This window comes from Lactobacillus sp. VURO6/B1 (VP7) (genome assembly GCF_058139575.1).
Window position 1 is genome coordinate 55,088 of record NZ_JBVOWJ010000004.1, and the last position, 24,040, is coordinate 79,127.

At 35.3% G+C, this 24,040-nt stretch carries 19 protein-coding genes, 2 tRNA genes and 1 pseudogene; 15 read left to right on the top strand and 7 right to left on the bottom strand.

Features of this window, described 5'->3' with window-relative positions; translation table 11 throughout:
• Positions 1 to 62: 62 nt before the first annotated feature.
• From ACZ2M0_RS03225 to ACZ2M0_RS03250, 6 genes are all read left to right on the top strand, one after another.
• Positions 63 to 476: a PTS sugar transporter subunit IIA gene (locus tag ACZ2M0_RS03225; RefSeq protein WP_490058502.1), complete on the top strand. Its 414-nt coding sequence runs from the start codon at positions 63 to 65 to the stop codon at positions 474 to 476.
• Positions 469 to 954, top strand: a complete 486-nt coding sequence (locus ACZ2M0_RS03230) for a PTS sugar transporter subunit IIB (RefSeq protein ID WP_490058503.1) — start codon at positions 469 to 471, stop codon at positions 952 to 954. The genes ACZ2M0_RS03225 and ACZ2M0_RS03230 overlap by 8 nt, the downstream gene beginning before the upstream one ends.
• Positions 955 to 969: 15 nt before the next feature.
• Positions 970 to 1,788: a PTS mannose/fructose/sorbose/N-acetylgalactosamine transporter subunit IIC gene (locus tag ACZ2M0_RS03235; RefSeq protein ID WP_490058504.1), complete on the top strand. Its 819-nt coding sequence runs from the start codon at positions 970 to 972 to the stop codon at positions 1,786 to 1,788.
• Positions 1,781 to 2,611: a PTS system mannose/fructose/sorbose family transporter subunit IID gene (locus tag ACZ2M0_RS03240; RefSeq protein WP_490058505.1), complete on the top strand. Its 831-nt coding sequence runs from the start codon at positions 1,781 to 1,783 to the stop codon at positions 2,609 to 2,611. The genes ACZ2M0_RS03235 and ACZ2M0_RS03240 overlap by 8 nt, the downstream gene beginning before the upstream one ends.
• 17 nt (positions 2,612 to 2,628) lie before the next feature.
• A complete protein-coding gene (locus tag ACZ2M0_RS03245; RefSeq protein WP_490058506.1) occupies positions 2,629 to 4,005 on the top strand; it encodes a family 43 glycosylhydrolase in 1,377 nt (458 codons plus the stop codon).
• A gap of 268 nt (positions 4,006 to 4,273) precedes the next feature.
• A complete protein-coding gene (locus ACZ2M0_RS03250) occupies positions 4,274 to 5,362 on the top strand; it encodes a PTS sugar transporter subunit IIC (RefSeq protein ID WP_490058507.1) in 1,089 nt (362 codons plus the stop codon).
• Positions 5,363 to 5,486: 124 nt separating this feature from the next.
• Here the strand turns inward: ACZ2M0_RS03250 and pgmB are convergent, their stop codons facing one another.
• The 3 genes from pgmB to ACZ2M0_RS03265 are packed head-to-tail and all read right to left on the bottom strand — an operon-like array spanning position 5,487 to position 10,668.
• Positions 5,487 to 6,152 (bottom strand): beta-phosphoglucomutase, encoded by a 666-nt coding sequence (pgmB, locus tag ACZ2M0_RS03255; RefSeq protein ID WP_490058508.1) that lies wholly within the window; start codon positions 6,150 to 6,152, stop codon positions 5,487 to 5,489.
• A complete protein-coding gene (locus ACZ2M0_RS03260) occupies positions 6,133 to 8,952 on the bottom strand; it encodes an alpha-L-rhamnosidase (RefSeq protein WP_490058509.1) in 2,820 nt (939 codons plus the stop codon). The genes pgmB and ACZ2M0_RS03260 overlap by 20 nt, the downstream gene beginning before the upstream one ends.
• 12 nt (positions 8,953 to 8,964) lie before the next feature.
• Positions 8,965 to 10,668, bottom strand: coding sequence for a glycoside hydrolase family 3 protein (locus ACZ2M0_RS03265; protein ID WP_490058510.1), 1,704 nt, complete (start codon positions 10,666 to 10,668; stop codon positions 8,965 to 8,967).
• 134 nt (positions 10,669 to 10,802) lie between these two features.
• On the opposite strand from ACZ2M0_RS03265, the gene ACZ2M0_RS03270 reads away from it, so the two are divergent.
• The 4 genes from ACZ2M0_RS03270 (at position 10,803) to ACZ2M0_RS03285 (ending at position 15,197) form a co-directional block, all read left to right on the top strand.
• The gene (locus ACZ2M0_RS03270) at positions 10,803 to 11,813 is read left to right on the top strand and encodes an AraC family transcriptional regulator (protein WP_490058511.1); all 1,011 of its coding nucleotides are present in this window, start codon (positions 10,803 to 10,805) and stop codon (positions 11,811 to 11,813) included.
• A 141-nt stretch (positions 11,814 to 11,954) separates the two neighbouring features.
• The gene (locus tag ACZ2M0_RS03275; RefSeq protein ID WP_490058512.1) at positions 11,955 to 13,229 is read left to right on the top strand and encodes a PTS sugar transporter subunit IIC; all 1,275 of its coding nucleotides are present in this window, start codon (positions 11,955 to 11,957) and stop codon (positions 13,227 to 13,229) included.
• Positions 13,230 to 13,231: 2 nt separating this feature from the next.
• Positions 13,232 to 14,650, top strand: coding sequence for a glycoside hydrolase family 1 protein (locus ACZ2M0_RS03280; protein WP_490058513.1), 1,419 nt, complete (start codon positions 13,232 to 13,234; stop codon positions 14,648 to 14,650).
• A gap of 370 nt (positions 14,651 to 15,020) precedes the next feature.
• Positions 15,021 to 15,197, top strand: coding sequence for a hypothetical protein (locus tag ACZ2M0_RS03285; protein WP_489958353.1), 177 nt, complete (start codon positions 15,021 to 15,023; stop codon positions 15,195 to 15,197).
• 135 nt (positions 15,198 to 15,332) lie between these two features.
• On the opposite strand, the gene ACZ2M0_RS03290 is transcribed toward ACZ2M0_RS03285, so the two are convergent.
• Positions 15,333 to 16,343, bottom strand: a complete 1,011-nt coding sequence (locus ACZ2M0_RS03290) for a serine hydrolase domain-containing protein (protein ID WP_490058514.1) — start codon at positions 16,341 to 16,343, stop codon at positions 15,333 to 15,335.
• A gap of 298 nt (positions 16,344 to 16,641) precedes the next feature.
• Between ACZ2M0_RS03290 and ACZ2M0_RS03295 the strand changes: the two genes are divergently transcribed.
• The 5 genes from ACZ2M0_RS03295 to ACZ2M0_RS03315 all read left to right on the top strand — a co-directional run bounded on the left by ACZ2M0_RS03295 (position 16,642) and on the right by ACZ2M0_RS03315 (position 21,207).
• On the top strand, positions 16,642 to 18,570 hold the full coding sequence (locus tag ACZ2M0_RS03295; RefSeq protein WP_490058515.1) for a beta-glucoside-specific PTS transporter subunit IIABC: 1,929 nt from the start codon (positions 16,642 to 16,644) through the stop codon (positions 18,568 to 18,570).
• A 39-nt stretch (positions 18,571 to 18,609) separates the two neighbouring features.
• A complete protein-coding gene (locus tag ACZ2M0_RS03300; protein ID WP_490058516.1) occupies positions 18,610 to 20,016 on the top strand; it encodes a glycoside hydrolase family 1 protein in 1,407 nt (468 codons plus the stop codon).
• A 29-nt stretch (positions 20,017 to 20,045) separates the two neighbouring features.
• Complete coding sequence (locus ACZ2M0_RS03305; RefSeq protein ID WP_490058517.1) at positions 20,046 to 20,897, top strand: PRD domain-containing protein; 852 nt, start codon at positions 20,046 to 20,048, stop codon at positions 20,895 to 20,897.
• A gap of 158 nt (positions 20,898 to 21,055) precedes the next feature.
• A tRNA-Glu gene (locus ACZ2M0_RS03310) sits at positions 21,056 to 21,127 on the top strand.
• Positions 21,128 to 21,135: 8 nt separating this feature from the next.
• Positions 21,136 to 21,207 (top strand) — tRNA-Gln (locus tag ACZ2M0_RS03315).
• Between the two features lie 294 nt (positions 21,208 to 21,501).
• Here the strand turns inward: ACZ2M0_RS03315 and ACZ2M0_RS03320 are convergent.
• The 3 genes and pseudogenes from ACZ2M0_RS03320 to ACZ2M0_RS03330 form a co-directional block, all read right to left on the bottom strand.
• The gene (locus ACZ2M0_RS03320; protein ID WP_490058518.1) at positions 21,502 to 22,389 is read right to left on the bottom strand and encodes a Yip1 family protein; all 888 of its coding nucleotides are present in this window, start codon (positions 22,387 to 22,389) and stop codon (positions 21,502 to 21,504) included.
• A gap of 27 nt (positions 22,390 to 22,416) precedes the next feature.
• Positions 22,417 to 23,333, bottom strand: a pseudogene (locus tag ACZ2M0_RS03325) (transposase); the annotation flags it as partial.
• Between the two features lie 106 nt (positions 23,334 to 23,439).
• Positions 23,440 to 23,859: a hypothetical protein gene (locus tag ACZ2M0_RS03330; protein WP_490058519.1), complete on the bottom strand. Its 420-nt coding sequence runs from the start codon at positions 23,857 to 23,859 to the stop codon at positions 23,440 to 23,442.
• Between the last annotated feature and the right edge of the window lie 181 nt (positions 23,860 to 24,040).

Below are 24,040 nucleotides of genomic sequence, written 5' to 3' on the forward strand. Positions count from 1 at the left end.
TTATTATAAGTTGGCATGATATTTGCTCAGTAATTAGTGACAACTTGGAGGTGAAAAAAAGAATGAGAAAATTCGTTTTAGCTAGTCATGGTAGTTTGGCAGAAGGAATAAAAAATTCAGTGGAAATGATTAGCGGAAAGCAGAATAATTTGTATGCGTTTTGCATGAAAGAAGGGGAGAGTCCAGCAGTTTTAAAAGAAAGAATTGAAAAGATTATATTTGATAGTGATAAAAAAGATGAGATCGTGTTGGTTTCAGATTTTCCAGGTGGCAGCGTGAATACATTGTTAATGAGTTTTTTGACCCAAAATAATATTTATCTGGTTTCAGGAATGAATTCAATGTTGGTATTGAATCTTCTTTTAAGTAAAGAACCTATTGATTCATGCCTTAAGAATGCGATTAATGCCGGGAAAAATACCATAAAGAGAATTGAATTAGAAGAAGAAAACGAGGAGGATGATTTTTTTGATTAGTCTATTAAGAGTTGATGACAGATTAATTCATGGCCAAGTGGCAGTGGTTTGGAGTCGATATTTGAACGTGAACCGCATTGTTGTTGCCAATGATGAAATTTTGGATAATAAAGTACAGATTATGGCATTAAAAATGTCTGTACCAGAAGGAATTAAGCCGTTTTTTGTTAGTGTAGACAAGGCGATTCAATTATTAAATAATCCTAAATCAGATAAATTGAAGATTTTGGTAGTTGTCAATAAACCAAAGGACGCGTTAAAAATTGCCAAAAAAGTTTCCAATATTCCAATGATTAATTTGGGCAATTACGGAAGAGTCGGATCAGAAGATATGAAGGGCAAAAAGCAGTTAAGTAAAAATATTTTCATTACACCTGATGATGAAAAAGACTTGAAAAAGCTTCTAGAGACAAATATAAAGATAAACGTCCAACCAGTACCTACAGATCCAGATGTGCAATTATCAAGTTTGTTATAAAGAGGAGGTAAAAAAATGTTAGTACCGGCTTTATGGGTAGCGTTAATAATGTTTGTGGGAAATTTTTCCGATTGTGGCATGTCCGATCCAATGATTAGACGTCCACTTGTTATGTCAATGCTTGTTGGACTAGCTTTAGGCGATTTAAAAACGGGTATTATTATGGGAGCCTCACTAGAAGTGATTTTTCTTGGGATCAGTGGCATTGGTGGTGCAATGCCTTCTGATTCTATGACAGGTTCTATATTTGGGACAGCATTTGCAATTTTAAACCATCAAGGAGTTGCTGTTGCACTTTCTCTTGCAGTTCCAATTAGCCTTTTAGCCGTTTTTGTCAATCAATTAGTTATTTTTATCCGTGGTCTTTTACTTAGTACTTTTGAAAAGTATGCCGAGGAGGATAAGAGTAAATCAATTGAAAGGTTGCATTACCTAAGCATATTTGGAGGACCGCTTGTTTATGCACTTATTGGTTTTTTAGGAATTTACTTGGGTTCGGGTTCAATATCGGCTTTAGTAAAAGCCATTCCCCCTGTAGTTATGAATGGGCTTACAGTTTTGGGACAAATGCTTCCAGCATTAGGTATTGCGTTACTGTTAAATATGATTTATGAAAAAGGAAATATGTTGTATTTACTTCTAGGATTTGTACTTTCAAGCTATTTAAAGTTACCTATTATAGCAGTTGCCTTAATAGGAATCATATTAGCGTTTATTCTTGCATCAATAGATAAGAATATTTTGGAAGTCAAAAATATGAAATCTCCGAAGGCAAAAACAGTATCAGAAAATAGCACAAATAATTCACTTGAGGAGGATTTTTTCAATGACTGATAAAACAACTAAAGCTGAAATAATGGATAAAACAACTTTTAGAAAAATATTTTGGCGTTCTTTTCTACTCCAGGGCACATGGAACTATATTAACGGTGCTGGTGTCGGAGCCTTATATATGATTTTGCCATTTATAAGAAAACTATATCCTAAGCCTGAAGACAAGCCTGCAAGAATTTCAGCCTTAAAAAGGGGATTAGCATATTTTAATATTACACCTGCTTTAGCACCCTTCCCTATGGGAATTGCTTCAAGTATGGAAGAGCAGAACAAAAATATAGCCGATTTTGATCCTAGTTCAATTAATGCCGTGAAGGCAAGTCTGATGGGACCACTTTCCGGAATTGGTGATTCTCTATTTTGGGGAACAATTAGAGTAATCGCTGCCGGAATTGGTATTAGTTTAGCAAAAGCAGGGAATATTCTTGGACCTATTTTATTTTTGGTTATCTATAATATTCCAAATTTCATTGCAAGATATTATGGCTTAAAGTACGGTTATGAATTAGGCGGAGATTTTATACAAAAAGCATATAAAAATGGTTATATGAAAATCATTACTAAAGCGGCTGGTATTTTAGGTATGATAATGGTTGGTGCAATGACTTTTAGCACTGTTACTCTGAAAACTATTTTAAAATTTAAAATGGGTAGCATGAGTTTTGATCTTCAGAAGATTTTAGATCAAATTATGCTTGGAATCATACCTTTAACGGTTACTTTAATTACTTTTTGGTTGATTAGAAAAAAGGTAAGTGCAAATAAGATCATTGTACTAATGGTTATTTTGTCATTTGCACTAAGTGCTTTGAAAATTCTTTAATTTTTGAAAGGACTGACATGGAAAAATATTTATATAGACCTAAAAACTGCTTTTTTGGTGATTGTATGCCATTTTATAACAGGCATGACAAATTATTTTATTTATACTTTCAAAAAGATACTAGAAACCCCGTGCCCTTTGGTGAACCTTTTGGATGGGAATTAGTTACAACGAGCGATTTTGTTCATTATAAAGAATATGGTGAAGTTTTAAAAAAAGGCTCCGAAGAAGATCATGACCAATTTGTTTATGCTGGCAGTGTGTTTGAACAAAAGAACAATATAAGAGCTTTTTATACCGGGTATAATCGTAATTTTGTAAATAAAAATTGTTCATCACAAGTTTTAATGAAAGCTGCAAGCAAAGACGGAATACATTGGTGCAAAGAGGGACTTGCTAAAGAACTTTCGCCACAAACTGGTTATGATTCAAATAATTGGCGAGATCCTAGTATTGTCTGGAACCCTGATAATCAAGAATACATTTTAATATTAGGCACACGTTTGGTTTCTGATTTAAAAGCAAAAACAGGAAGATTGGTTTATTACACATCAAAAAATAGTCAGGACTGGACTTTTAAAGGAGATTTTTGGGCACCAAATTTATATACCATGATTGAGATGCCACAAATTTTTAAAATAAAAGATTGGTGGTACTTGGTCTATTCTGAATACGATCTTAATAAGACTACTCATTATGCAATGAGTAAAAATATTATGGGGCCTTGGCTATTTCCTAAACAAGATACCTTTAATGGCAGGGCTTATTATGCCGCAAGGACTGCTAGTGATGAAAAAAATAGATATCTTTTTGGTTGGGTACCTTCTAAAGAAGCTGGAAAGGACGAAAATAATTATTTATGGGGTGGTACCTTTTTACCTTTAAAAATTACTCAGAATAATGATGGATCATTAAAAACGTCAATTCCAGACACTTTAATTAATACTGTTTCAGAAAGATATAGTTTTGAATCTCAAAAAATAAAATCAAAATATAAAAGGACAGAAACTCAACTTCAAGGTAATCAGCCTAAAAAACATTATTTACTGAAAAATAAAATTGTGTATGAACCTGGCACCAAAAGTTTCTCCTTGATATTCTTTGAAAATTCTGATACCAAAGAGGGCTATGAATTCAATATTGATCTCAATAAACAGCAACTAAGTGTTAGACGAACACCAAATTTAAGATGGTACCAAATGTTAAATATTGGTTTGTCCAGGCAAGTTAACTTGGTTTCTAATAAAGAATATGATATTTCTTTATTGATTGACGATACTATTGCTATTTTTGAAATTGCTGGTGTTGTATTGAGCTGTCGAATCCAGAAAAATACATGTTATGGCATATCTTTTGCGGTAGTTGATGGTATAGTTCAAATTAAATCAGTTTAAATAGTAAAAAAAGTCTAATCTCACAATATTGAGATTAGACTTTTTATGCGGTGATAAGTGCGAGTTTTAAATGATATTTAAATAAAAAAATAAATTATTTTTAACTTTTTTGTGTACTTTTTTAAATAAGATGATAAAATACTTAATAATTAATTTTAAGGAGGAAAAAGCAATGAGGCGAATTAGCAATCAGCATATTTCGATTTTGTCACAAATCATTTTGCCGACAATGTATACCTAAGCACTATTATATTAAAGGAGTACAAATATGGCTGATACAACCAAAACTAACAAACTAACAGTAAAAACTTTTCTTAACAACATTTTAGCTGGGACTGCAACTGGAATTATCGTAGGCTTGATTCCAAATGCAGTTGTCAGTGCGATTTTAAAGTTATTTGGTCAAAATCCGGTGACGGCATCTATTAATCAAGCATTATTGATTTTTCAGTGTGCTACGCCTTTGCTAATTGGGGCCTTAATTGCCATTCAATTTAAAATGGTTCCACTGGACGTTGCCATTGTAGGAGCCGCTGCTTATGTTGGCTCTGGTGTTACAAAATTCGTACCACAAATTGTGAACCCTGCTACTAAAGCTCAAGGAGTATTTGTTTCAGCAGGGACAGGCGATCTTATTAATACCATGATTACAGCAGGTTTAGCTGTGGGACTTTTATTATTAGTCGGTCAACATTTTGGCTCTGTCAAAATTGTTGCCGCACCGATCGTTGTTGGTGGAGGAGCAGGTTGGATTGGCATGCTGATTTTGCCGTATGTAAGCAAAATTACTACATGGCTCGGGTCGGTAATTAATTCCTTTACTAATTTACAGCCAATATTAATGTGTATTTTAATTTCCTGTATGTTTGCAATTCTAATCATTTCACCAATATCAACTGTGGCAATTGGAATGGCTATCCAATTAAATGGTATCTCTGCAGGTGCAGCAGCAATGGGAGTCGCGGCAACGACGCTGGTATTGGTCGTTCATTCTTGGCGAACTAATAAATCAGGAGTTACTATTGCAATTGCATTAGGGGCAATGAAAATGATGATGCCCAATCTTTTCAGGCATCCAATTATTGTTTTACCAACATTAATTACAGCAGCGCTTTCCGCTATTCCGGTAGCTTTATTTCACGTTAGTGGCACGCCAGCTTCTGCAGGCTTCGGTCTTGTTGGCTTGGTAGGGCCTCTTGCTTCCCTAGATGCTGGCAAAGCAAGTATTAATATTGTAATGGCGCTAATTGTCTGGATAGTATTCCCAGTTGTAGTAGCAATGGTTTGCCGTTTTCTCTTTGAAAAGGTCTTTCATGTTTATGATGAAAAGGTAGCCTTTGCCTATCTAGGTGAATAAATGTAATTACTTAAATCTGTCATAAAAAACCAATCCTTATTTACACCAATTTATTTTAAGCATCAAAAAACTCGTGAAAAACAAATTTTGTTTTATTCACGAGTTTTTATTTGTAAACAGGTTACTAATTTAAATTAAATTTTTCCCAGGCAGTTTCGATTTGGTCATAATTTAATGCTGCTGTTTTAGCAAAAAGTACATTGGCATCTTTTAGATCCGTTTTAGAGCCAACGCCAACCGATAAAGCACCTGACTTGTTGATAGCAGCGATACCTGCAATTGAATCTTCAATACCCACGCAATCTCGTGGCTTGAGATTAATTGCTTCAGCTGCAGCAATAAAGATGTCGGGTGCTGGCTTACCAGCGGCAACTTTACTTGGATCTGCAATTGCATCAAATGCCTTTGTCAGTTGTAATTTTTCTAGTATGAATGGACCATTTAAGCTAGCAGAAGCCAAAGATAGTTTAACGTTGTTTTTCTTTAGGGATGAAATTAATTCACTAATTCCAGGTAAGATATTTGCAGGAGTTAAACTGGCCAACAAATTGCGGAAAATATTATTTTTTTCAGTGGTCATTTCATTAAATTGTTCTTGTGAAACGGAAATATTTAAAAATTTTAAGATTGCATTTAAAGAATCTGTTCGACTTACACCTTTTGTTTGCTTTTCAAGTTCATCCGGCAATTCGCGGTTAAAATGATTTTTGATTAATTTTCTCCAAGCTTGGAAATGGTATACGGATGTATCTGCAATGACTCCATCTAGATCAAAGAGAACGCCTTTCATTTAAAAACTTCCTTTCACTTGTTACTGGCGTAGTATCAAGTATTTTCTTAATTTGGTTAAAATCTTCGTCTGAAATATTAATAAATGGCAACAGACTATTCAATTCTACCATAGAATTTTCACCAAATTTTTTGAGATTATCGGGATCTTGCAAAAAGTCAAAAACAGTATTGATTGGTCTTAGCTGTTTAACAAGTTCCGCATCGCTCATTAGTTCTTTTACGGGCATATTAATATTGTAGTATTCGATATAGCTGGTTTCAGGTACATAAGAGATTGTAAAGTCACCATTAGTTAATTCCAATGGCAAAGTTGCCCGCTTGCCATTAATTTCTACTTTATCCTTCACTCTAGGTAATTTTACGGTTACTTTTTGACCCAAAGGAATGCTAAGGTTGATCTTGATAGTGTGTTGGGCATCAGTTTCAAGTTGGTAAGCCATTTTGAGATCACCGTATGAACTGTGGAAGTGACCTGAAATATTTTTAAAGCGATAATCAAATTGAGGCGCAAAAAGCACTTCTTGGTAGCCATTACTCTGTTTCCTTAAGCCCAAAACTTGTTGATAGACCCACTGCATGATTGCACCGATTGAATAATGGTTCAGCGAGTTCATTCCTTCGGGATTCATTGAGCCATCTGGCAAGACTGAGTTCCAGCGTTCCCAAATAGTAGTAGCACCTAAATTAACTTCATAGAGCCAGCTTGGAAAATCTTCGTTTAGAAAAATTTGTGTCGCTAATTTATGTTCGCCATTTTCAGATAAAACCTGACAAATAAAAGGCGTTCCAATAAAACCAGTTTGCAAATGGTTGTGATCCTTTTTTAGCCTCTGAACGAGATCCTTAACAACACGTTTTTTCTGTTCTTTTGGTACCAGATTAAAATGAAGGGCTAGGGCATATGCAGTTTGTGTATCAATTGCTAGACGGCCATTTTTAGTAATAAATTCATCTCTAACAGCTTCTCTAATGGCTTGAGCTTGTTGTTCATATTTCTTTGCATCAGAGGTATTACCTAAAATGCGAGCTGCTTGAGCAACAATCCAACTGGAATAGGCATAATAAATTGAGGCAATATAATCTTCGTTAGTTTTACCATTTGGCATGGCCGGGTTTTCACCGTCTAAAGACAGCCAGTCACCAAATTGAAAGCAACCAGTCCAAAGGTTCTTGGTAGTGGTTGCTTGACTGATCCAATTTACCCAGGACTTCATACTAAAGTAATTTTGTCTTAAGATAGCCGGATCAGCTGTTGCTTGATAGGCAGTCCACGGGATAACAGTCGCGGCATCTCCCCAAATTGCCGCACCACCACTATTATTGCCCATTGCAGGAGCATACATTGTTAGCATACCCTTATGTGCAGCCTGTTCAATTTTCATATCTTTAGCATATTTTTTGAAAAAAGGGTAAGCATTCATATTTAAAATGGCAGTGCTGGCAAAAATGGCAGCATCCCCGGACCAGCCTAAACGCTCGTCTCGTTGGGGACAGTCTGTTGGAACATCAAAGAAATTGCTTTTTTGACTCCATAAAACGTTTTGAAGCAGGCGATTAACTTTGGCATTAGTTGTTTTGATACCGCCAGTAATTTCAAGATCAGAATAAATTACCGCTGCTCTGAAATCTTTTTTTCTTAATGGGTGAGAATTACCGGAAACTTTGACATAACGGTAACCATAGTAAGTGAAATGTGGTCTAACCCATTCTTTTTCACCATTTGAAACATAGTGAAAGGCAGCACGAGCCTCCCGCAGATTATCCCGGTAAAAATTGCCGTCTTGAAGGATTTCTCCCATTTGTAAGTCAATTTCCTTGCCAGCTGATTCGTGATTGTAAAATTCGGGCCAGCCAGCTTGGTTTTGACCGAAATCAAGAACTGTTTCACCTTTAGGAGTGTGAATAATTTCTTTAACAGGCAAATATTCCTTTACTTTTAATGGCAGGCTTAGACGGTCATGCAATATATCTTTAGAATGCTGCAATATAATTGCCGGTTGCCAATCAATTATTTTCTTGGTAGTGTCAAAGTCTTCACCATAATAAATGGCTGATTTGGTAATTTTTCCAGCAGTAGTTTTCCAAGAAGAGTCTGTGTTTATCACTTGACTGCTGCCATCATCATAATCGATATGCAGTTCAGCGATAGCCATTTGTTGGTCGCCATAGATGCAATCTTTACCACCATCAAAGCCAAAGTTACCTTTGTACCAACTATCTCCAAGGGAAATCAAAAGCTCTTGCCGAGATTTTTCCTTCAGCTTTTTAGTTACATCATAAGTTTGAATCTGTACTAGTTTGTCATAGGCAGTGACACCAGGGGCAAGAAACTCATCTCCGATTTTTTGCTTGTTCAAATAGGCCTCGTAAACCCCTAAACCGCTAATATAAAGGCGAGCTTTTACTACCTTTTTGCTTAAAACAAATTCTTTCTTTAAAAGAGTATTTTGAATGTTTTTATCTTGATTACCAATCCATTCTGCAGTGAAAGGTTCATTCATCTTACCAGTTTCAAAGAAAGTATTTGCACTTGTTTGGGTATCATCGTTTTTTAACCAAACAGTGACGTCATATCTTGTCCGTGGTTTAATCTTCAGTTCGAAGTCAAAATAATTGTTATCATATTGTTGCCACTGACTGTCGAAAATTGGTTCATTTACATCAATTGTTATTCTTTTTTGCATATTGCTTGAATCATGATCGGCTTCAGCGCTGAATTCTATTCTTAAATGATTTTCTAAGTCATAACCAAGAGGTTCAGTATAATGATTGACTAAAATGTCTTTAATTTTTAACATTGATCTGCCTCCTTATAAGTGAGTCTCAAAATGGCCACAGAATGGATCTACAGGGCTTTGCCCGATAAATTTGTCCTGTCCCATCATTTTTTCCAGAAGAGCATCAATTGTGACCTCATTGCCTGTATAAGCGTTAATATAAGTTGAAATCATTGGAATATCGAAAAGGTGGTAGGGATTGCAGGTGGAAACAAAAACAGTAGGGATGTCCTTCATAAACCAGGGAGCGTCCGCTGCCATTAGATGAATCCAATCAAGTCTAGTTGTCGTTTGATTGCTTGCCGTTTCAACGTTAGCAACATAAAATGCCAGGTCAAATTGATCCTTTTCATATTGCACTCCACCTGCGAAAACTTCTTTAAAATCTAGATTTTTCCGATCAAAAACTGTAACTTTAAATCCTTTTCCTTCAAGTTTTTCCTTAAATTTTGCGGTTACCTTACCGCCTTCTTTAAAGCCACCATCGTCTGTATCACCTAAAACAACTAAACGAACACGGGGATATTTTTCTGGTGTAATCGGTAGCAGTTTGTCGCGGTCTTTAACTAAAGTAACAGATTCTTGTGCTACTTTAGCAGCCAATTTTTCATGTTCTGCCAATTTTAAATCAATTTCTTGCGATGCTGGTTCACAAAGATTATTTTCCGTGTCCATCACGCCTTGTGCAACTTTAGTGGCAATTATTCTGGTAACAGCTTCGTCGAGTCGCGTCATTGAAATCTTGCCACTTTTGACTGCATCAGTCACAAATTGATAGTCTTCATCGATATCCTTGTTGAATAAGATCATGTCGATACCTGCATTAATGGTGGCTGGTAATGCTTCTGAACGTCGCAAAATTGCATTGTACCCAATCATTGGCGTGGCATCAGTAATGGTGAGACCGTTAAAATGCAAAACAGTCCGTAAAAGTTTATCAGCTAATAGTTTGGAAGTAGAGGCAGGGCGTAAATCCTTATTTTCAATACCTGGTTGCAAATGTCGTTCCCAAGCCGGTTGCATAATGTGAGCAATCATGACAGCTGGTAAACCATTTTGAATTAAGTGACGATAGATTTGTCCGTATGATTCCATCCATTTGTCAGCGGATAACGAGTTAATTGAACTCAAAAGATGCTGGTCTCGCTCATCAACGCCATCACCAGGGAAGTGCTTTGCTACTGGAATAATATGATTAGCATTAAAACCTTTGATTTGTGCATCTGACATTCTAATCACACGCTCTTTATTGCTGCCGAATGTGCGCACATTCATGATGGGGTTACGAAAGTTTAAATCAAGATCTACAATTGGTGCAAAAGCCATGTTGCCACCGACTTGTTTAGCCTCATAGCCCGATACATAACCCAAATTATATGCATTCTTTTCGTCATCGGTAGCAGCAATTTGCAAAGGTCTGCCGAACCATGTTCCTTCGCTTAATAATCCATTCCCGCCAGCTTCCAAGTTGGCAGCAACAAAAAGGGGAGTTTGGCTTGCTTTCTGCGAAACTGTTATTTCACGTTGCAATTTGCGGGCTTTATCGGGACGGTACATAATACCACCTGGTTGATATTTTTTAACAAACTCTGTTAAGTCAGTGTTATCTTCATCCTCACCAATTACAAAGAAAAGCTGTCCGATTTTAGCAGCAAGTGACATATTAGTTACTTTATTTTTCACAAAATTAATCTCTGTAATAGATAAGTTGTATGGACTTTGAGTTAAATCAGTCATATTTTCCTCCCAAATTTTGAAAAGTCTTGCTTTGTTCTTCATTTTAACTTAATGTAAAAAAGCAAACTATTGTTAAATTACATAATAAAACTGTTTATTTCACAGAATTTCTTTCATAAATTAAAGGTATTAAAATGCACGAAAAAATAATACAAATGTTACGTCAAAATAATAGCTTTCGTGATTGGAACACGATGTTGCAAGATTTTAAGTCAAATGAGTTTAAATTAAAAGTTGCTGGTCATATCAATAGTGAACCTGTTTATGAATTCTTCAATACCTATTCTGATAACTTTGTATTAAACAGTAGTTCAATTACAATTTCTGTTCAGCCTGTAAAATCATATATACCATTTCATATCCATGATTACGTAGAAATCAACATTCCTTTGGTAGGTAATTGTGTTGTAGTAACTGAGCATGAGCGTATTAAAGTTAATCAGGATAACATGATTTTTATCGGTATCAAAACTCCGCACAAAGTAGAACCAATTGGTAAGAATGGTGTGGTTTTAAATATTGAATTACGCACTTCTGCTTTTTCTCTAAATGAACTTAATTTTTTGCAATCAAAGGGTAAGGGTATTTCAATTTCTAACTTACTTTTTTCTTTATTATCAGACGAAGATCATGGTGAAGGGCGATATAGTCTGTTTGAAATTGACCATGATTCCAAAATTATTGCTATTATTTACGATATCATTGACGAATATTATGATGACAAAATTCAGTCTGATCAGATCATTAAATTAGAAATGCTGACTATGTTTTCCTTGCTAATCAGAAAAACTTATTATCGTGAGGCTCAAGTAACTGACTCGAAAAAGAAAAACAATAATTTGCTTTCTTTGTTACTTTATATTGAAAAAAATTATTCTGATATCACATTGGAACAAATGGCACAGCATTTTGGCTTTAATCCAAATTATTTATCAGATTACTTAAAGAGTGAAACGGGATTGTCCTTTATTAAATTAGTTCAGTTACAAAGAATAAACATAGCTGCAGAATACTTGACTTACACTAAGGCACCAATCGAAAAGATTGCTAACAGAGTAGGATATGAAAATGCGTCCTATTTTTATAAAATATTCAGACATTACTTTGGCATTTCTCCAGCAAAATACCGTTCTAATACCAGATGATGCCCTCTTTTTTTGCCTTCTTTTTTTGCTAAAATCTGTGAAATCAACATAAATTGTCTAGCTTTTGCATATTGTTCGCTTATTTCAATGAACATATACTTTAAGAAATGAAAGCGAATTAATAGGATAGGAGCGTAGAAAATGAAAAATTTTCAAAAATGGCTGGAAAAATATCTGGTCCCGTTTTCAAATAAATTAGGACAAAATAAGGTCCTGCAAAGTATATCTTCCGGCATGGTAATGACATTACCAGTTACTATTGGTGCTTCGGTGTTCTCAATATTTGCCAGTTTTCCAATCAAACCTGTTGCAGATTGGTTTGCCAAGGTGGGAATAACCCCGTCAATGTCTGCTATTGTTAATGGTACGATGAACATTTTGGCTGTTTTTATAGCTTTTACCATTGCTTATAATTATGCCAAAAGCTGCAAGCAAAACGGAATTGTTGCTGGTTTATTCGGCTTGGCCAGCTTTTTCGTGCTAATGCCGCAAACTGTTCCCGGTAAAAAGCCTGTTAATGCTTTTCAAATGACCTATATGGGTAGCGAAGGCATAATTGTGGCAATTATTTTGTCAATTTTAATCGGTGTATTTTACGTTAAATTAAGCAAAAATAAGAAACTGACTATTAAATTGCCAGATTCAGTCCCTAGTATGGTCAGTTCGTCAATTGAGCCACTGATAATTGGTATAATTATATTTATTACAGTATTTATCATTAGAGCAATTTTTGATTTTTCTCAATTCAAGAATGTTTTCGATTTTGTTAATAAACTAATAACTGCACCGTTAATGCACATCGGTGGTTCACCATTAACTTTAATCCTGATTTTTGCTCTGTCCAATGTTTTATTTACATTTGGAATTCATCCAGCTGCTATCGAATCTGTGGTTATACCATTAGTTATCTCAATGATGGTTAGCAGTACACCCGCTTTTCAAGCTGGGAAGACTATTCCATACTTGAGTAATCTGGTAGTTTTTGCATTTTCAAATAATGACGCAGCAGGTGCTACTCTTAGTTTAGTTATAATGGGCTTATTTTTGAGTAAGTCCAAGCGGTACAAGGAATTCTTTAAGGTTTCTGCTTTGCCAAATCTATTCAATATAAATGAACCTATTATCTTTGGGATGCCAATTGTTTTAAACCCACTGATGTTTGTACCCTTTGTTTTATCAACCTTTGTTTCCGGTTGTATCGGTTTGTTAGCCGTAAAGATCGGTTTTATTACCAATTACAATCCCAGCTTAGGAATGGGAATGCCATGGACAATGCCGAAAATAATTGCTGATACAATGATTATGGGTTGGCAAGGGGCAGTAGTTTGGTTAATTAACTTTTTACTGATGTTTGTGATTTATCTGCCATTCTTTAGGGTTGCAGATAAGCAGGCATTTGAAGAGGAGAATAAGTAAATATGGACAATCAATTTCATCTTCAAGATGATTTTCCTAAAAATTTTCTCTGGGGAGCCAGTACTTCGGCTTTCCAGGTTGAAGGCGCCGCAAATGAAGACGGCAAGGGCGAATCGGTTGCTGATTTGAGATCTAAAAAAAGTAAATTTTTGGATACTTCAGTTTCTGTTGATCATTATCATCATGTTGAAGAAGACGTCGCTTTAATGGCAAAATTGGGATTGAAAAGTTATCGTTTTTCAATCTCATGGTCGCGGATTTTTCCTCACGGCAATGATGAAGAACCTAATCAAGAAGGAATTGCTTTTTATAATAAACTGATCAATTTACTAGTCAAAAATCAAATTGAGCCCATTGTAACAATGTTTCATTTTGATTGCCCCGTTTCTTTAGTGAAGCAGTATGGTGGTTGGGCTAGTCGCAAGGCCATTAGTGATTTTTATAATTATGCCAAAACGCTCTTTAATGAATTTGGAGATAGAGTTAAATATTGGTTAACCATTAATGAACAATCTCTGCTAGCAAATGTCCCTGAGATGAATGGTATTAAAGATGAGGATTTGCGCCGTTTAAGGGAAAAGGGTGAAAATTCTAATTACAATATGTTTTTAGCTCAGGCAAAAGTATATCGACTTTGTCACGATCTGTTTCCTAACTCAATGATTGGGCCAGCTGTTTCTTATATGACTAATTTTCCTTATGATCATACTTCTAAAAATGCTCTCAAAAGTAAGAACATGGAAGACTTAATCTCATTTATTGATATGGATGTGGCTCTTAGGGGAGAACTGCCTAGCTATTATTTACGTTACCTGGAAGACAGCAAAATCACTCTTAATTACCATGAAGGGGATGCAGATATTTTAAAAAACGGTCGCGCTAATTTTTTGGGATTAAATTGGTACTCAACGTCAGTATTTAGGTTGAGCAATGAAGAAAGCCCCAAGATGCTTGCCGGTGTCATTTCCAATGTGGAAAAAGTAACAGATGACCGTCTGATGAATTCAGAATGGGACTTTTCTTATGACCCTGTTGGTCTGCGTTTTGCTCTGCAAAAAGTCAATGATCGTTATCCCAATATTCCCATTATTATTACCGAATGTGGCTGGCCTGAACGTGATCAACTTGAAAACGGTCAGGTGCATGACCCAAAACGGATCAAGTATCTCAATGGGCACATTTTTGAACTACGTGAAGCTATTAAAGACGGAGTTAATGTTATTTCTTTTAATCCATGGTCATTTTTAGATTTGTTAAGTGTTAACGATGGGATGGACAAGCGCTACGGGTTGGTTTATGTCAACAGAAATAATCACTCAGTGCTTGATATGAAGAGATATCCTAAGGATAGTTTTTACTTTTATCAAAAAGTAATTGCTACAAATGGTAAAAATGTGACTAAAATAGAAATTGATGAGTAGAAATAGATTATAATTTGATAAGGAGCTTTTTAAAACAATATTTAAATCGCGTCAAAGAGAGCTACAGCAATCTAATTATTTTTAATAACAATAAAAGGACTTTAAAATGATGAAATTAAAGTCCTTTTTTTCAGTTTGAAAAGCAATTAAATTACATAACGAATAAAAAGCATTAAAATGCTTTTATCAAAAAAATTATTTTCAAAAAAGTTTATTAACGCTTACGGATGTAAACATTTTTATATAATAACAATAATTGTAAATAATTTTAGCAAAACGGCTTTTAAGTGATTAAATAACTAAAAAAAGCCCCAATTTTTGTCTAAAACAAGGTATAATTTGAATTGAATTGAAGGGAGTTTTTTTACAAATGATGTGTGATAATTTGTTTTTCAAAATTTTGTGGGTAGTTGTTTACGCTATTACCGCTTATTTTACTTTTACTGGTAATATGATGATGGGGATGTACTGGATGGCAGGCGGTATGCTGGCCCAAGCAGTAGTTGACCTTGTCTACCATTTTTGGCCAAATCGTAAAAAGTGTTAGAAAGAGTCTGAGAAAAAAATCTAACCTAACTGAAAAGGCTGACAAATCACGTTAATAAAACGTTGATTTGTCGGTCTTTTTATATTGTAAAATTTTTTGATTTAACTTCAAAGAGCGCTTTTTCCCAGACTCTTTTTACTCGTCATTTTCTTTTAAAAAGCTCTGAATAATTCTTTCTCTCATAGTTAGAAAGACCTGATTATGACCAGTAGGGTGAATACGATTGGTTAAAAGAATTAGACCCGACTTTTTTACACGGTCAAGAAGCATAAGAACACCAGTGAAGCCAGTATGCAGAATTATGGGATAATGCAACTGAGGGTCAAAGCGCAAGTCCCAGCCCCATGAGCGTGGCTTGACACCCACCGGATTTTTATTATCGAATAACATTGCGACAAGTTCTTGACTGAAGGGCAGGATGTGCTTATCTAGACCCAAGTATCCTTTACTTAATTTAACCAAGTCATTCATTGTGGAGAAGAGTCCTGCTGAACCGCAATCACTGCCAAGCTGGCGTGCTTTAGGATCGTGCGGTTCGCCTTGTAAAACTTTTCCTTGGTAAACAGCGGTGGGCACACATAAGTCCTTAGGGGGATTGAATGTCGTATTTTCCAAACCAGAAGGCTCAATTATTAATTTTTGACCAACTTCTTGAACTGGTTGCTCAAATATTTTTTTAACAACCAAACCCAACAAGATAAAATTCGTATCGGCATAGCGCATTTTGTGTTCAAATTCGTCTGTGACAGGTAAATGAATGATGGCATTGATTAATTCGTCGCGAGATAACTGATCGCGCTTTTCAATCCAGCCACGGATTCCACTGGTATGGGTAAGCAGATGAAAAAGGCGGACACGTTCATCTTTAAATTCAGGAATAAAGTCGTGCAGTGGTTCAGTAAAATTGAGCTGTCCCTCTTGATATAATTTAAGCAAAATATTTTCAGTAATAAGTACTTTGGTCAGACTGGCTAAATCATAAATAGCAAAAGGGCTAAGTTGCGTAACTGTCGGATAGGTACTTGCAAAGCCGACAGTTGAAGTGAAAACTTGGTCATTTTTAAAAAAAGCATAGTTAACGCCCGGTACAATGCGTTCCGTAACCATTGATTCAATTAAATTTTGGGTGTTTGAGTAGTCAATCATATAAACTATCCTTTGTTCAAAGTTTCTTACTCTATTATATACAATTCATTGATTTATTTTTGCAAATAAGTGCAAATGAAATTTTAAATGTTAAAAAACAGATTTAATGGTAAATTTGATGTAATCGCTTGCATAAATGGAATTCTAATGTTAGATTTAAGTTTGTAAAATAGAAGAACTTTTATTTGACGTGTTACTGGTAATGCAGGCAAGATCAAATGTATGTAATTAATAACCGAGATTAACGGTTTTATTTACGTATGTTTGGTCTTTTTTATTGAAATAAAAGAGGAAAATTATGGATAATCATAAAATCGCGCTACGAATCTTAGATGGTGTAGGTGGAAAAGAAAATGTCTCTGGTTTAACTCATTGTTTTACCAGATTGAGATTTGTTTTAAAAGATGAAAGTAAAGCTAGTACAGATAAAGTTTCCAGTATAGAGGGAGTGATTCAGGTCGTAGAGGCCAGCGGTCAATTTCAAGTTGTTTTAGGTAATAAAGTTGAAGCAATCTATGATGAAATCATGCCTCTGCTCGGAACTACTGAGACCGAAAATTATGAGCAAGACAAAAAAGTTGGTATTGGTACAAAGATTTTAAATGTTGTAACTGCTATTTTTACGCCAACTATTCCGGCCATTGCTGCTTCGGGAATGTTAAAGGGTATCCTGGCTGTTGCAGCATTAATTGGCTTGAATGTCTATCACGTTGATATAAAGACATTTAATACTTATATTATTTTGAATGCCGCTTCAGACGCTCTATTTTATTTTATGCCAGTAATTTTGGCTAGATCAGCTGCAAAAGTTTTTAAAACCAATGAATACATAGCTATGACTCTGGGGGCAACGCTATGCTATCCCACTTTGGTAGAGTTGATGACCGGAAATAAAGCAGTAACTTTGTTTGGGATCGGAATTACCAAGGCAAATTATGTTTCCTCGGTTGTTCCCATCATCATAGCTGTTTTTGTACTGGCCTACGTTGAAAAATTTGTTAAAAAAATAATGCCGGATGTGCTCAAAATTATCATGGTACCAACTTTGTCTTTACTTATTATGGTACCGGCAACTTTAATGATTTTCGGCCCAATTGGTATTTATATTGGTAACGCTGTTAACTGGGCATATCACTATATCATGAATTTGAGTCCGATTTTATTAGGTGCCTTTGTAGGTGGTATTTGGTGTGTACTTGTTATTTTTGGTGCTCACAGAGCAATCATTCCGATTGGTATAAACGATGTTGCTAAAACGGGACGGCAAAACCTGCTTGCCTTTGCTGGTGCAGCAAACTTTTCACAAGCTGGTGCTGCTTTGGGAGTTTTTCTCAAAACTAAAAATAAAAATCTGAAAACTGTTGCAGCTTCAGCCACAGTGACAGCATTGTTTGGTATTACCGAGCCAGCTATTTATGGTGCTAACTTGCGTTTGAAAAAGCCCATGGTTTATGCGGTAATTAGTGGTGCTTTAGGTGGCGCTTTGATGGGCTGGGGTGGCTCTTACGGAAATGCTTTCGCCAATCAAGGTGTTTTAACTATTCCTGTTTATGCTTCTGCTGGGACTAAGGCTTTCGTTTGTTACATTTTGGGTTGTTTAATTTCCTTTGGTGGCGCCTGCATTTTAACAGTTATATTAGGTTTTAATGATTTACCTAGTGATGCAGCTCCTGCAGAAAAAAATAGTTCAAAAACTGACCAGATTGAGGATAATCAGGAAGAAAATCCTGCTAAAACCATTGATGAAGATTTAGTTGCAGATGACTGTGACTTATCTGTAAATTCTCCTGTTGAAGGTAAAACGATACCTCTAACTCAGGTTTCAGATGAAGTTTTTGCATCCGGAGTTTTGGGTAAAGGTATTGCAGTTCAACCTGCTTCAGGAAAAATTTTAGCTCCTGCAGATGCCACAGTCAGCATGATATATCCGACTTTACATGCAATTGGTTTAATATTAGACAGCGGAATTGAAATGATGATCCATATTGGCATCGACACTGTTAAACTAAATGGAAAGTATTTTGAAAAACACGTTCAAGATGGAGATCATGTCAAGAAGGGGCAACTGCTAGTTTCATTTGACATGCAAAAGATTGAGCAGGCAGGTTATGACTTAACCACGACCGTTGTAGTGACTAATTCGAAAAACTATGCAGCCATTGGTTCGACGAACAAGGATAACGTCACTAATAACGACCAGTTGTTATACTTGTTATCAAATTCATAATATCTAAGTCTAAAAAATGATTAAATAGAGGAGTAAAATATGGAAAAATTTGACTCAGACTTTTTATGGGGTGCGTCCTCATCAGCCTTTCAAATTGAAGGCGGCTGGAACGAAGATGGTAAGGGAGAATCAGTAGCAGATTATAATTCTTTTGTTCATGCTGGTCCTGAACAAGCTGATACAAAAGTGGCCAGTGATTTTTATCATCATTATCGAGAAGATATTTCTCTTATGAAAGAATTAGGTCTTAAAGTATACCGTTTCTCCATTGCCTGGTCGAGAATTATTCCGGACGGTGATGGTCAGGTTAACCAAAAGGGGATCGACTTTTACAATAAAGTGATTGATTGCCTGATTGCAAATGGGATTGAGCCGTTTGTAACTCTATATCATTTTGATTTGCCCCTAGCCCTGGTAGAAAAATACAACGGCTGGGAAAACAGGTCTTGCATTTCGGCTTTTAGAAGATACGCCCAAATATGTCTTAAGGAATTTGGTGACAGGGTCAAGCACTGGCAGGTGATCAATGAACAAAACCTAATGGTTCGTGTAGACGAGCGCTTAAACATGTATCATGTTGAAGCTAAGAATAAAGAACGTGTCAGAGCTCAAATGGATTACAATATGTTTGTAGCAAGTGCCTACGTTATGAAAGATTGTCATAAGATGGTGCCAAACGGTAAAATAGGACCTGCAATATCATCCACCATGACTTATCCAGCATCTACCAAGCCACTAGATGTTTGGGCTGCTAAAATGAATGATAATTTTAAGACTAATTATGCCCTGGAAATGTATTGTTACGGACAATATCCAGGGTACTATAGCAATTACCTTAAAAGAGTGGGCATTTTGCCATCAATGCAAGATCAAGATGAACAAGTATTGCGCGATGCTCGGCCTGACTTCATAGCAGTCAATTATTATCGTACTCTCGTTGCCAGTTACTTACCGAGTGATGCCAGGCACCCATTTGGTACAAGGAAAAATGATGTGGATTTTGATCTCTATGGTTATTTTAAGATCGAAAAAAATACTAACTTGTCCGCAACGAAATATGGTGCTCAAATCGATCCTATGGGGTTGAGAATTGTCCTAAATGAATATTATCGTCAGTTTCGTTTGCCAATGATTATTACCGAAAATGGTTTAGGTACTCCAGACACTATGGCAAAGGATGGCAAGATTCATGATCAATACCGTATAAAATATCTTGCAGATCATATCAAGGCTTGTTATGATGCAATTCAGGATGGGGTAAAACTAATTGGCTATTGTCCTTGGTCGGTTATGGATCTGTTAAGTTCACATCAAGGATTTAAAAAACGTTATGGTTTTATTTACGTCAATAGAACTGATAGTGATTTAAAAGATTTACGTCGAATCCCCAAGGACAGTTTTTACTGGTACCAAAAAGTTATTGCAAATAATGGGTTGGTCAACTAAGCAATTGTATGCAACTAGGTGGTGAGCTGATGAAAGTGCTAAAAGTTTTGAATAATTCGCTTATTTTGGCATTAGATAAATCAGGTGCAGAGTGTATCCTAATGGGCAAGGGTCTAGGCTACCATAAAGCAATTGGTTATCCTGTTAAAAAAGAGGAAATTCAAAAGATTTTTGTCTTAACCGATAATAAAATGCTAAAAAACTTTATTCAGCTAGCCGGTGCAATAGACGAAACTTATCTAAATATGGTTAGGGAGATAATAGATTTTGCCGCCAGAAAATATCAAATCAAAGTTAAAGATTACCTTTATTTATCGTTAGCTGATCATATTTCTTTTGTGGTAAAGCGAGTTAAAGAGGGAAATATTGGTGAAAATTTCAACTATTCTGACGTCTTACTTCACCATAGAAATGAATATCAGATAGGATTATTTGCAGTTAATTTGATTAATAAAAAAATGCATGTTTCGTTACCAAATAGCGAAGCAACAGGCATTGGTTTACATTTTGTGGATGCGGAAGTTGACGTTGGTGACCAACAGAAAAACAGGGAAATAGCTGATTTGGTAAGTAGTCTCGAAAAAATAGCTCAAAGGATTATCGGAGGCAAGATTGACCAAAATACTTTCACTTATTCACGTTTTTTGACTCATCTAAATTATTTTTGTGAAAGAGTTTATGAAAACAAACTGTTTTCAGATGAAGATCAAGAGGGGCTTTACCAAGACCTGGCTGCAAAAATGCCTAAGGAAGTTGAAATTATTAATGCTTTCGATGAGTTTATTAGGAAAAAAATTAACTTGAGAATTACTAAACAGGAGAAAATATACCTAATTGTTCATTTGCACAAAGTAGTTGAAGAAAACTGCAAAAAAGTGTAGTTGGTAAAAAATATGATCAATAATAAAAAACTTTCAGATTGAATAGCATTCTGGAAGTTTTTCTTTGTGTTAAAAATACTCATTAGTTAAATTTAGTTTTTGGACTGAAAGTACTTGACAATAATTGTCACTTCAAGCATAATAATTACTGTTGATTTTGCCCGCTGGTCAAATGGTTAAGACGCCACCCTCTCAAGGTGGAGTTACGAGTTCAATTCTCGTGCGGGTGATTTAACACTGGGATATAGCCAAATGGTAAGGCACAGGTTTCTGGTTCCTGCATGTTTCGGTTCGAGCCCGGATATCCCAATAAAAACAGCTCAACGGCAATCGTGGTGGTAGCTAAATGCCCATCATTTGTCCATCAGAGCGTTAAGAAAAGCTAGATGAATATGATTCATCTAGCTTTTTTCTTTAGTTTTATGAATTAGCTTAAATAGGCTAAAACTTTAATATTTTTAAATTGATCAGTAAGTAGATTAATCTATTAGTGTTTAACTAAAATAAAATTTTCAAATTTGTTTCAAATTTAAAAGCTATCTCAAAGTGTAAAATTATTATCTATTTACCGAAAAATGCTTTTTATTATATGTAAAATATTTTTTTAAATGCAAAATAGCACAACCCCAAAAATTAATAAACCTAATAAGATGGTAAGTGCAGTATATTTATACTTACTAATGTTCATTTCTTCTTTTTCTGTAATTTTAGAAATCCAATTAAACAGTAACTCAATAATCCACCACAAACATATGCTAAAAATTGCAGCAAGAATCAGAGCTTGACCTAATGAAGTATGTGTACTTTTCATATTTTGGAATAAGTTGCTAAGTAAGTTCATCCCGCCAAAAATGGCAAAAGTAATAGCAGTGAAGATGCCTAGAATTGTAATAAAATCTGGGTAAATGTCTTTTTTAATATTGTTTTCTGCCTTAATTCTATTATCTTCGATTTTTCGATCCATGTCATCGAGTCGTTCCTTAACATTAGTCCAATCCCCTTTGTTAGTTATAATACCATAATACCATTTATATGAAGTAACTACGTTTTTATAAAGGTCTTTAATTTCATGATCTGTATAACCTTTTAATTTTTTTAAGTAAAGAGGTAAGTTCTTTTCAATATCTTGCTCTAGATCTTGTTTGTGTTGTGGATATAGTTTGTCAAGTGTATCAAGTGTTTCAAGTGCATCATAGCATTTATTAAATATTTTATTTAATTTTTTATCATTACCAATAGCAACGCTATAAATAAGATTTTTAATATCTAGATCAATGTACTGGAAAGCGATTTTATTATTTTTAAGTTTGTTAGCAAGTTCCCCTAGATTAGCGTTCTGTTCGGATGTACAATTTTTACCTGTAAATACAAGATCAACAAAATCCCAGGCTTCTTGTTCAACATCTGTATCTGTATTTTCTTCTTTATCTTGTTCTTTAATCTGTTTAGCATTTTTTTCAGTATTTTCCTTTGCATTTGGTTTTTTACCCATTTTTCTCACCTCAAAAACAATTATACATTAATAGACATAATATTTTAATGAATATTCAGAACAATTGTTGACATATAGTAAAGTAATTAATAAAAGTAGTTTTGCCAATATATTCCTGGCTAGGAGGTTGTGGAAATTGGCGTAGTCAAAAGCTTTGCGCTCAATTTGTTTAATCTTGCGATTGAAGCCTTCTAAGCAACTGTTGGAATAATTCGATGTTATCCCGTTGATTACTGCTTTTATATTATGCTTAAAAGGTAACAATGTTTGATGCATTGCCAGCTAACATCTTCTTTAGCATGAATGACTTTTTTAATTGCCTACGGATTTTTGGCAGCCAAAGCATCATAAAATGATTGCAGCAGGTTGTTGGCATTAGTGAGCTCCGCGCTGCAAGCGATACCTTCGTTAACTACCTGACCGTGTGTCAAAAAGCCTTTGTAATGCCAATTGTAATGCGGATGAATTTTGTCGAGTGCCTGGTACTTCTTGAGATACAGTTTCCATGGTGATTTAAGCAGTTTGTATTCTCTGCTGGTCCTTTTGAATTTCTTCATGACCGGCACGCGCAGAGAGTTGGGGAAACATGCTCGCACAATGTCCTGATAGTGAAAATTTAGGTCCAGAGAAACTGTTTTGACGCCTTGCAAAGCCGCTGGCGCAAACTTTTTGAAGTAGGCAATAATTGCTTTTTTATAGCGTGTTCGAAGAATCTGCACCACCTCGTGCTTGTCGGCATCAAGACAAATAAAATGCAAGGTGCGGTCAATGCCTTTAAACTCGTCAAAGGACTAATGTTCCAGCAAATAATCATAGCTGCTACAAAATTTATGTCAGCATGAATCTAGCACTTCTTGCACCGTATTGACAGAGACATTGTTTTTCCGGACAATGCTGTTCGTTGAGCGATCTACTGTTAAAGCACTGAGAATTTTAAGCTTAGCAGGCTAAGCAAATAGCAGCTATTGACAAAACATTCTTACGCTTTTTTATTACTTCCTCCTATATTTTTCAGGTCTTTAAAATTTTACGAAGCTTTGATTGTAATCATTAATTTACTTTAGATAGATCAGAATATGTGATGACAAAGGACCCAAGTACCGATTTTACTTTTTTGATTTTTAGAAAAACAGTATCTCCCTTTTTAGCGTTGGGATTTTCTGGACTAACAAAATTAAGATGTTTGCCGGTTTCCATGTTGTAACCAAAGGAACTTTGAGGTTCAAATTTTTTAATTTTGAATTGTACCGTTTTGCCTTTTAAATTTTTACCTTTACTGAGGTCAGCTTCCGCGTCTTTAATATTGGGATAGTCTGCGACTTTTGGCTTAGGTTTCTTTTGCTGGTGAGTGGTTTTAACAGATTTATTAGCACTTCCCTTACTAGTAGTCTTATTGTTAGAACAGCCTGCAATTGTCAGTGCCGCTAAAATTGTGGCGCCAATCGAAAAGGCCTTCTTAAATTTAATCATTACTTCCTCCTCAAGCTATATTGCCGTAGGTTTGTTGTCATTGGCGTGGTGGACAGAAATACCTGATCGCAAAAAATTAGTGACAGTTTTTAAATTTATAATTAATTTCTAATCAAGTATACTTTAATTTTATCGTACCTTTTTTATGCCGTAAATAATATTTACTAATATTATTTAAAGC

Bases quoted from the DNA above. Each gene is read 5' to 3' on its own strand.
- ACZ2M0_RS03260 (WP_490058509.1), bottom strand. From the start codon at position 8,952: ATGTTAAAAATTAAAGACATTTTAGTCAATCATTATACTGAACCTCTT.
- ACZ2M0_RS03240 (WP_490058505.1), top strand. From the start codon at position 1,781: ATGACTGATAAAACAACTAAAGCTGAAATAATGGATAAAACAACTTTT.
- pgmB (WP_490058508.1), bottom strand. From the start codon at position 6,152: ATGAAAGGCGTTCTCTTTGATCTAGATGGAGTCATTGCAGATACATCC.
- ACZ2M0_RS03275 (WP_490058512.1), top strand. From the start codon at position 11,955: ATGAAAAATTTTCAAAAATGGCTGGAAAAATATCTGGTCCCGTTTTCA.
- ACZ2M0_RS03235 (WP_490058504.1), top strand. From the start codon at position 970: ATGTTAGTACCGGCTTTATGGGTAGCGTTAATAATGTTTGTGGGAAAT.
- ACZ2M0_RS03250 (WP_490058507.1), top strand. From the start codon at position 4,274: ATGGCTGATACAACCAAAACTAACAAACTAACAGTAAAAACTTTTCTT.
- ACZ2M0_RS03295 (WP_490058515.1), top strand. From the start codon at position 16,642: ATGGATAATCATAAAATCGCGCTACGAATCTTAGATGGTGTAGGTGGA.
- ACZ2M0_RS03285 (WP_489958353.1), top strand. From the start codon at position 15,021: ATGATGTGTGATAATTTGTTTTTCAAAATTTTGTGGGTAGTTGTTTAC.
- ACZ2M0_RS03290 (WP_490058514.1), bottom strand. From the start codon at position 16,343: ATGATTGACTACTCAAACACCCAAAATTTAATTGAATCAATGGTTACG.
- ACZ2M0_RS03245 (WP_490058506.1), top strand. From the start codon at position 2,629: ATGGAAAAATATTTATATAGACCTAAAAACTGCTTTTTTGGTGATTGT.
- ACZ2M0_RS03280 (WP_490058513.1), top strand. From the start codon at position 13,232: ATGGACAATCAATTTCATCTTCAAGATGATTTTCCTAAAAATTTTCTC.
- ACZ2M0_RS03305 (WP_490058517.1), top strand. From the start codon at position 20,046: ATGAAAGTGCTAAAAGTTTTGAATAATTCGCTTATTTTGGCATTAGAT.
- ACZ2M0_RS03225 (WP_490058502.1), top strand. From the start codon at position 63: ATGAGAAAATTCGTTTTAGCTAGTCATGGTAGTTTGGCAGAAGGAATA.
- ACZ2M0_RS03270 (WP_490058511.1), top strand. From the start codon at position 10,803: ATGCACGAAAAAATAATACAAATGTTACGTCAAAATAATAGCTTTCGT.
- ACZ2M0_RS03320 (WP_490058518.1), bottom strand. From the start codon at position 22,389: ATGGGTAAAAAACCAAATGCAAAGGAAAATACTGAAAAAAATGCTAAA.
- ACZ2M0_RS03265 (WP_490058510.1), bottom strand. From the start codon at position 10,668: ATGACTGATTTAACTCAAAGTCCATACAACTTATCTATTACAGAGATT.
- ACZ2M0_RS03300 (WP_490058516.1), top strand. From the start codon at position 18,610: ATGGAAAAATTTGACTCAGACTTTTTATGGGGTGCGTCCTCATCAGCC.
- ACZ2M0_RS03330 (WP_490058519.1), bottom strand. From the start codon at position 23,859: ATGATTAAATTTAAGAAGGCCTTTTCGATTGGCGCCACAATTTTAGCG.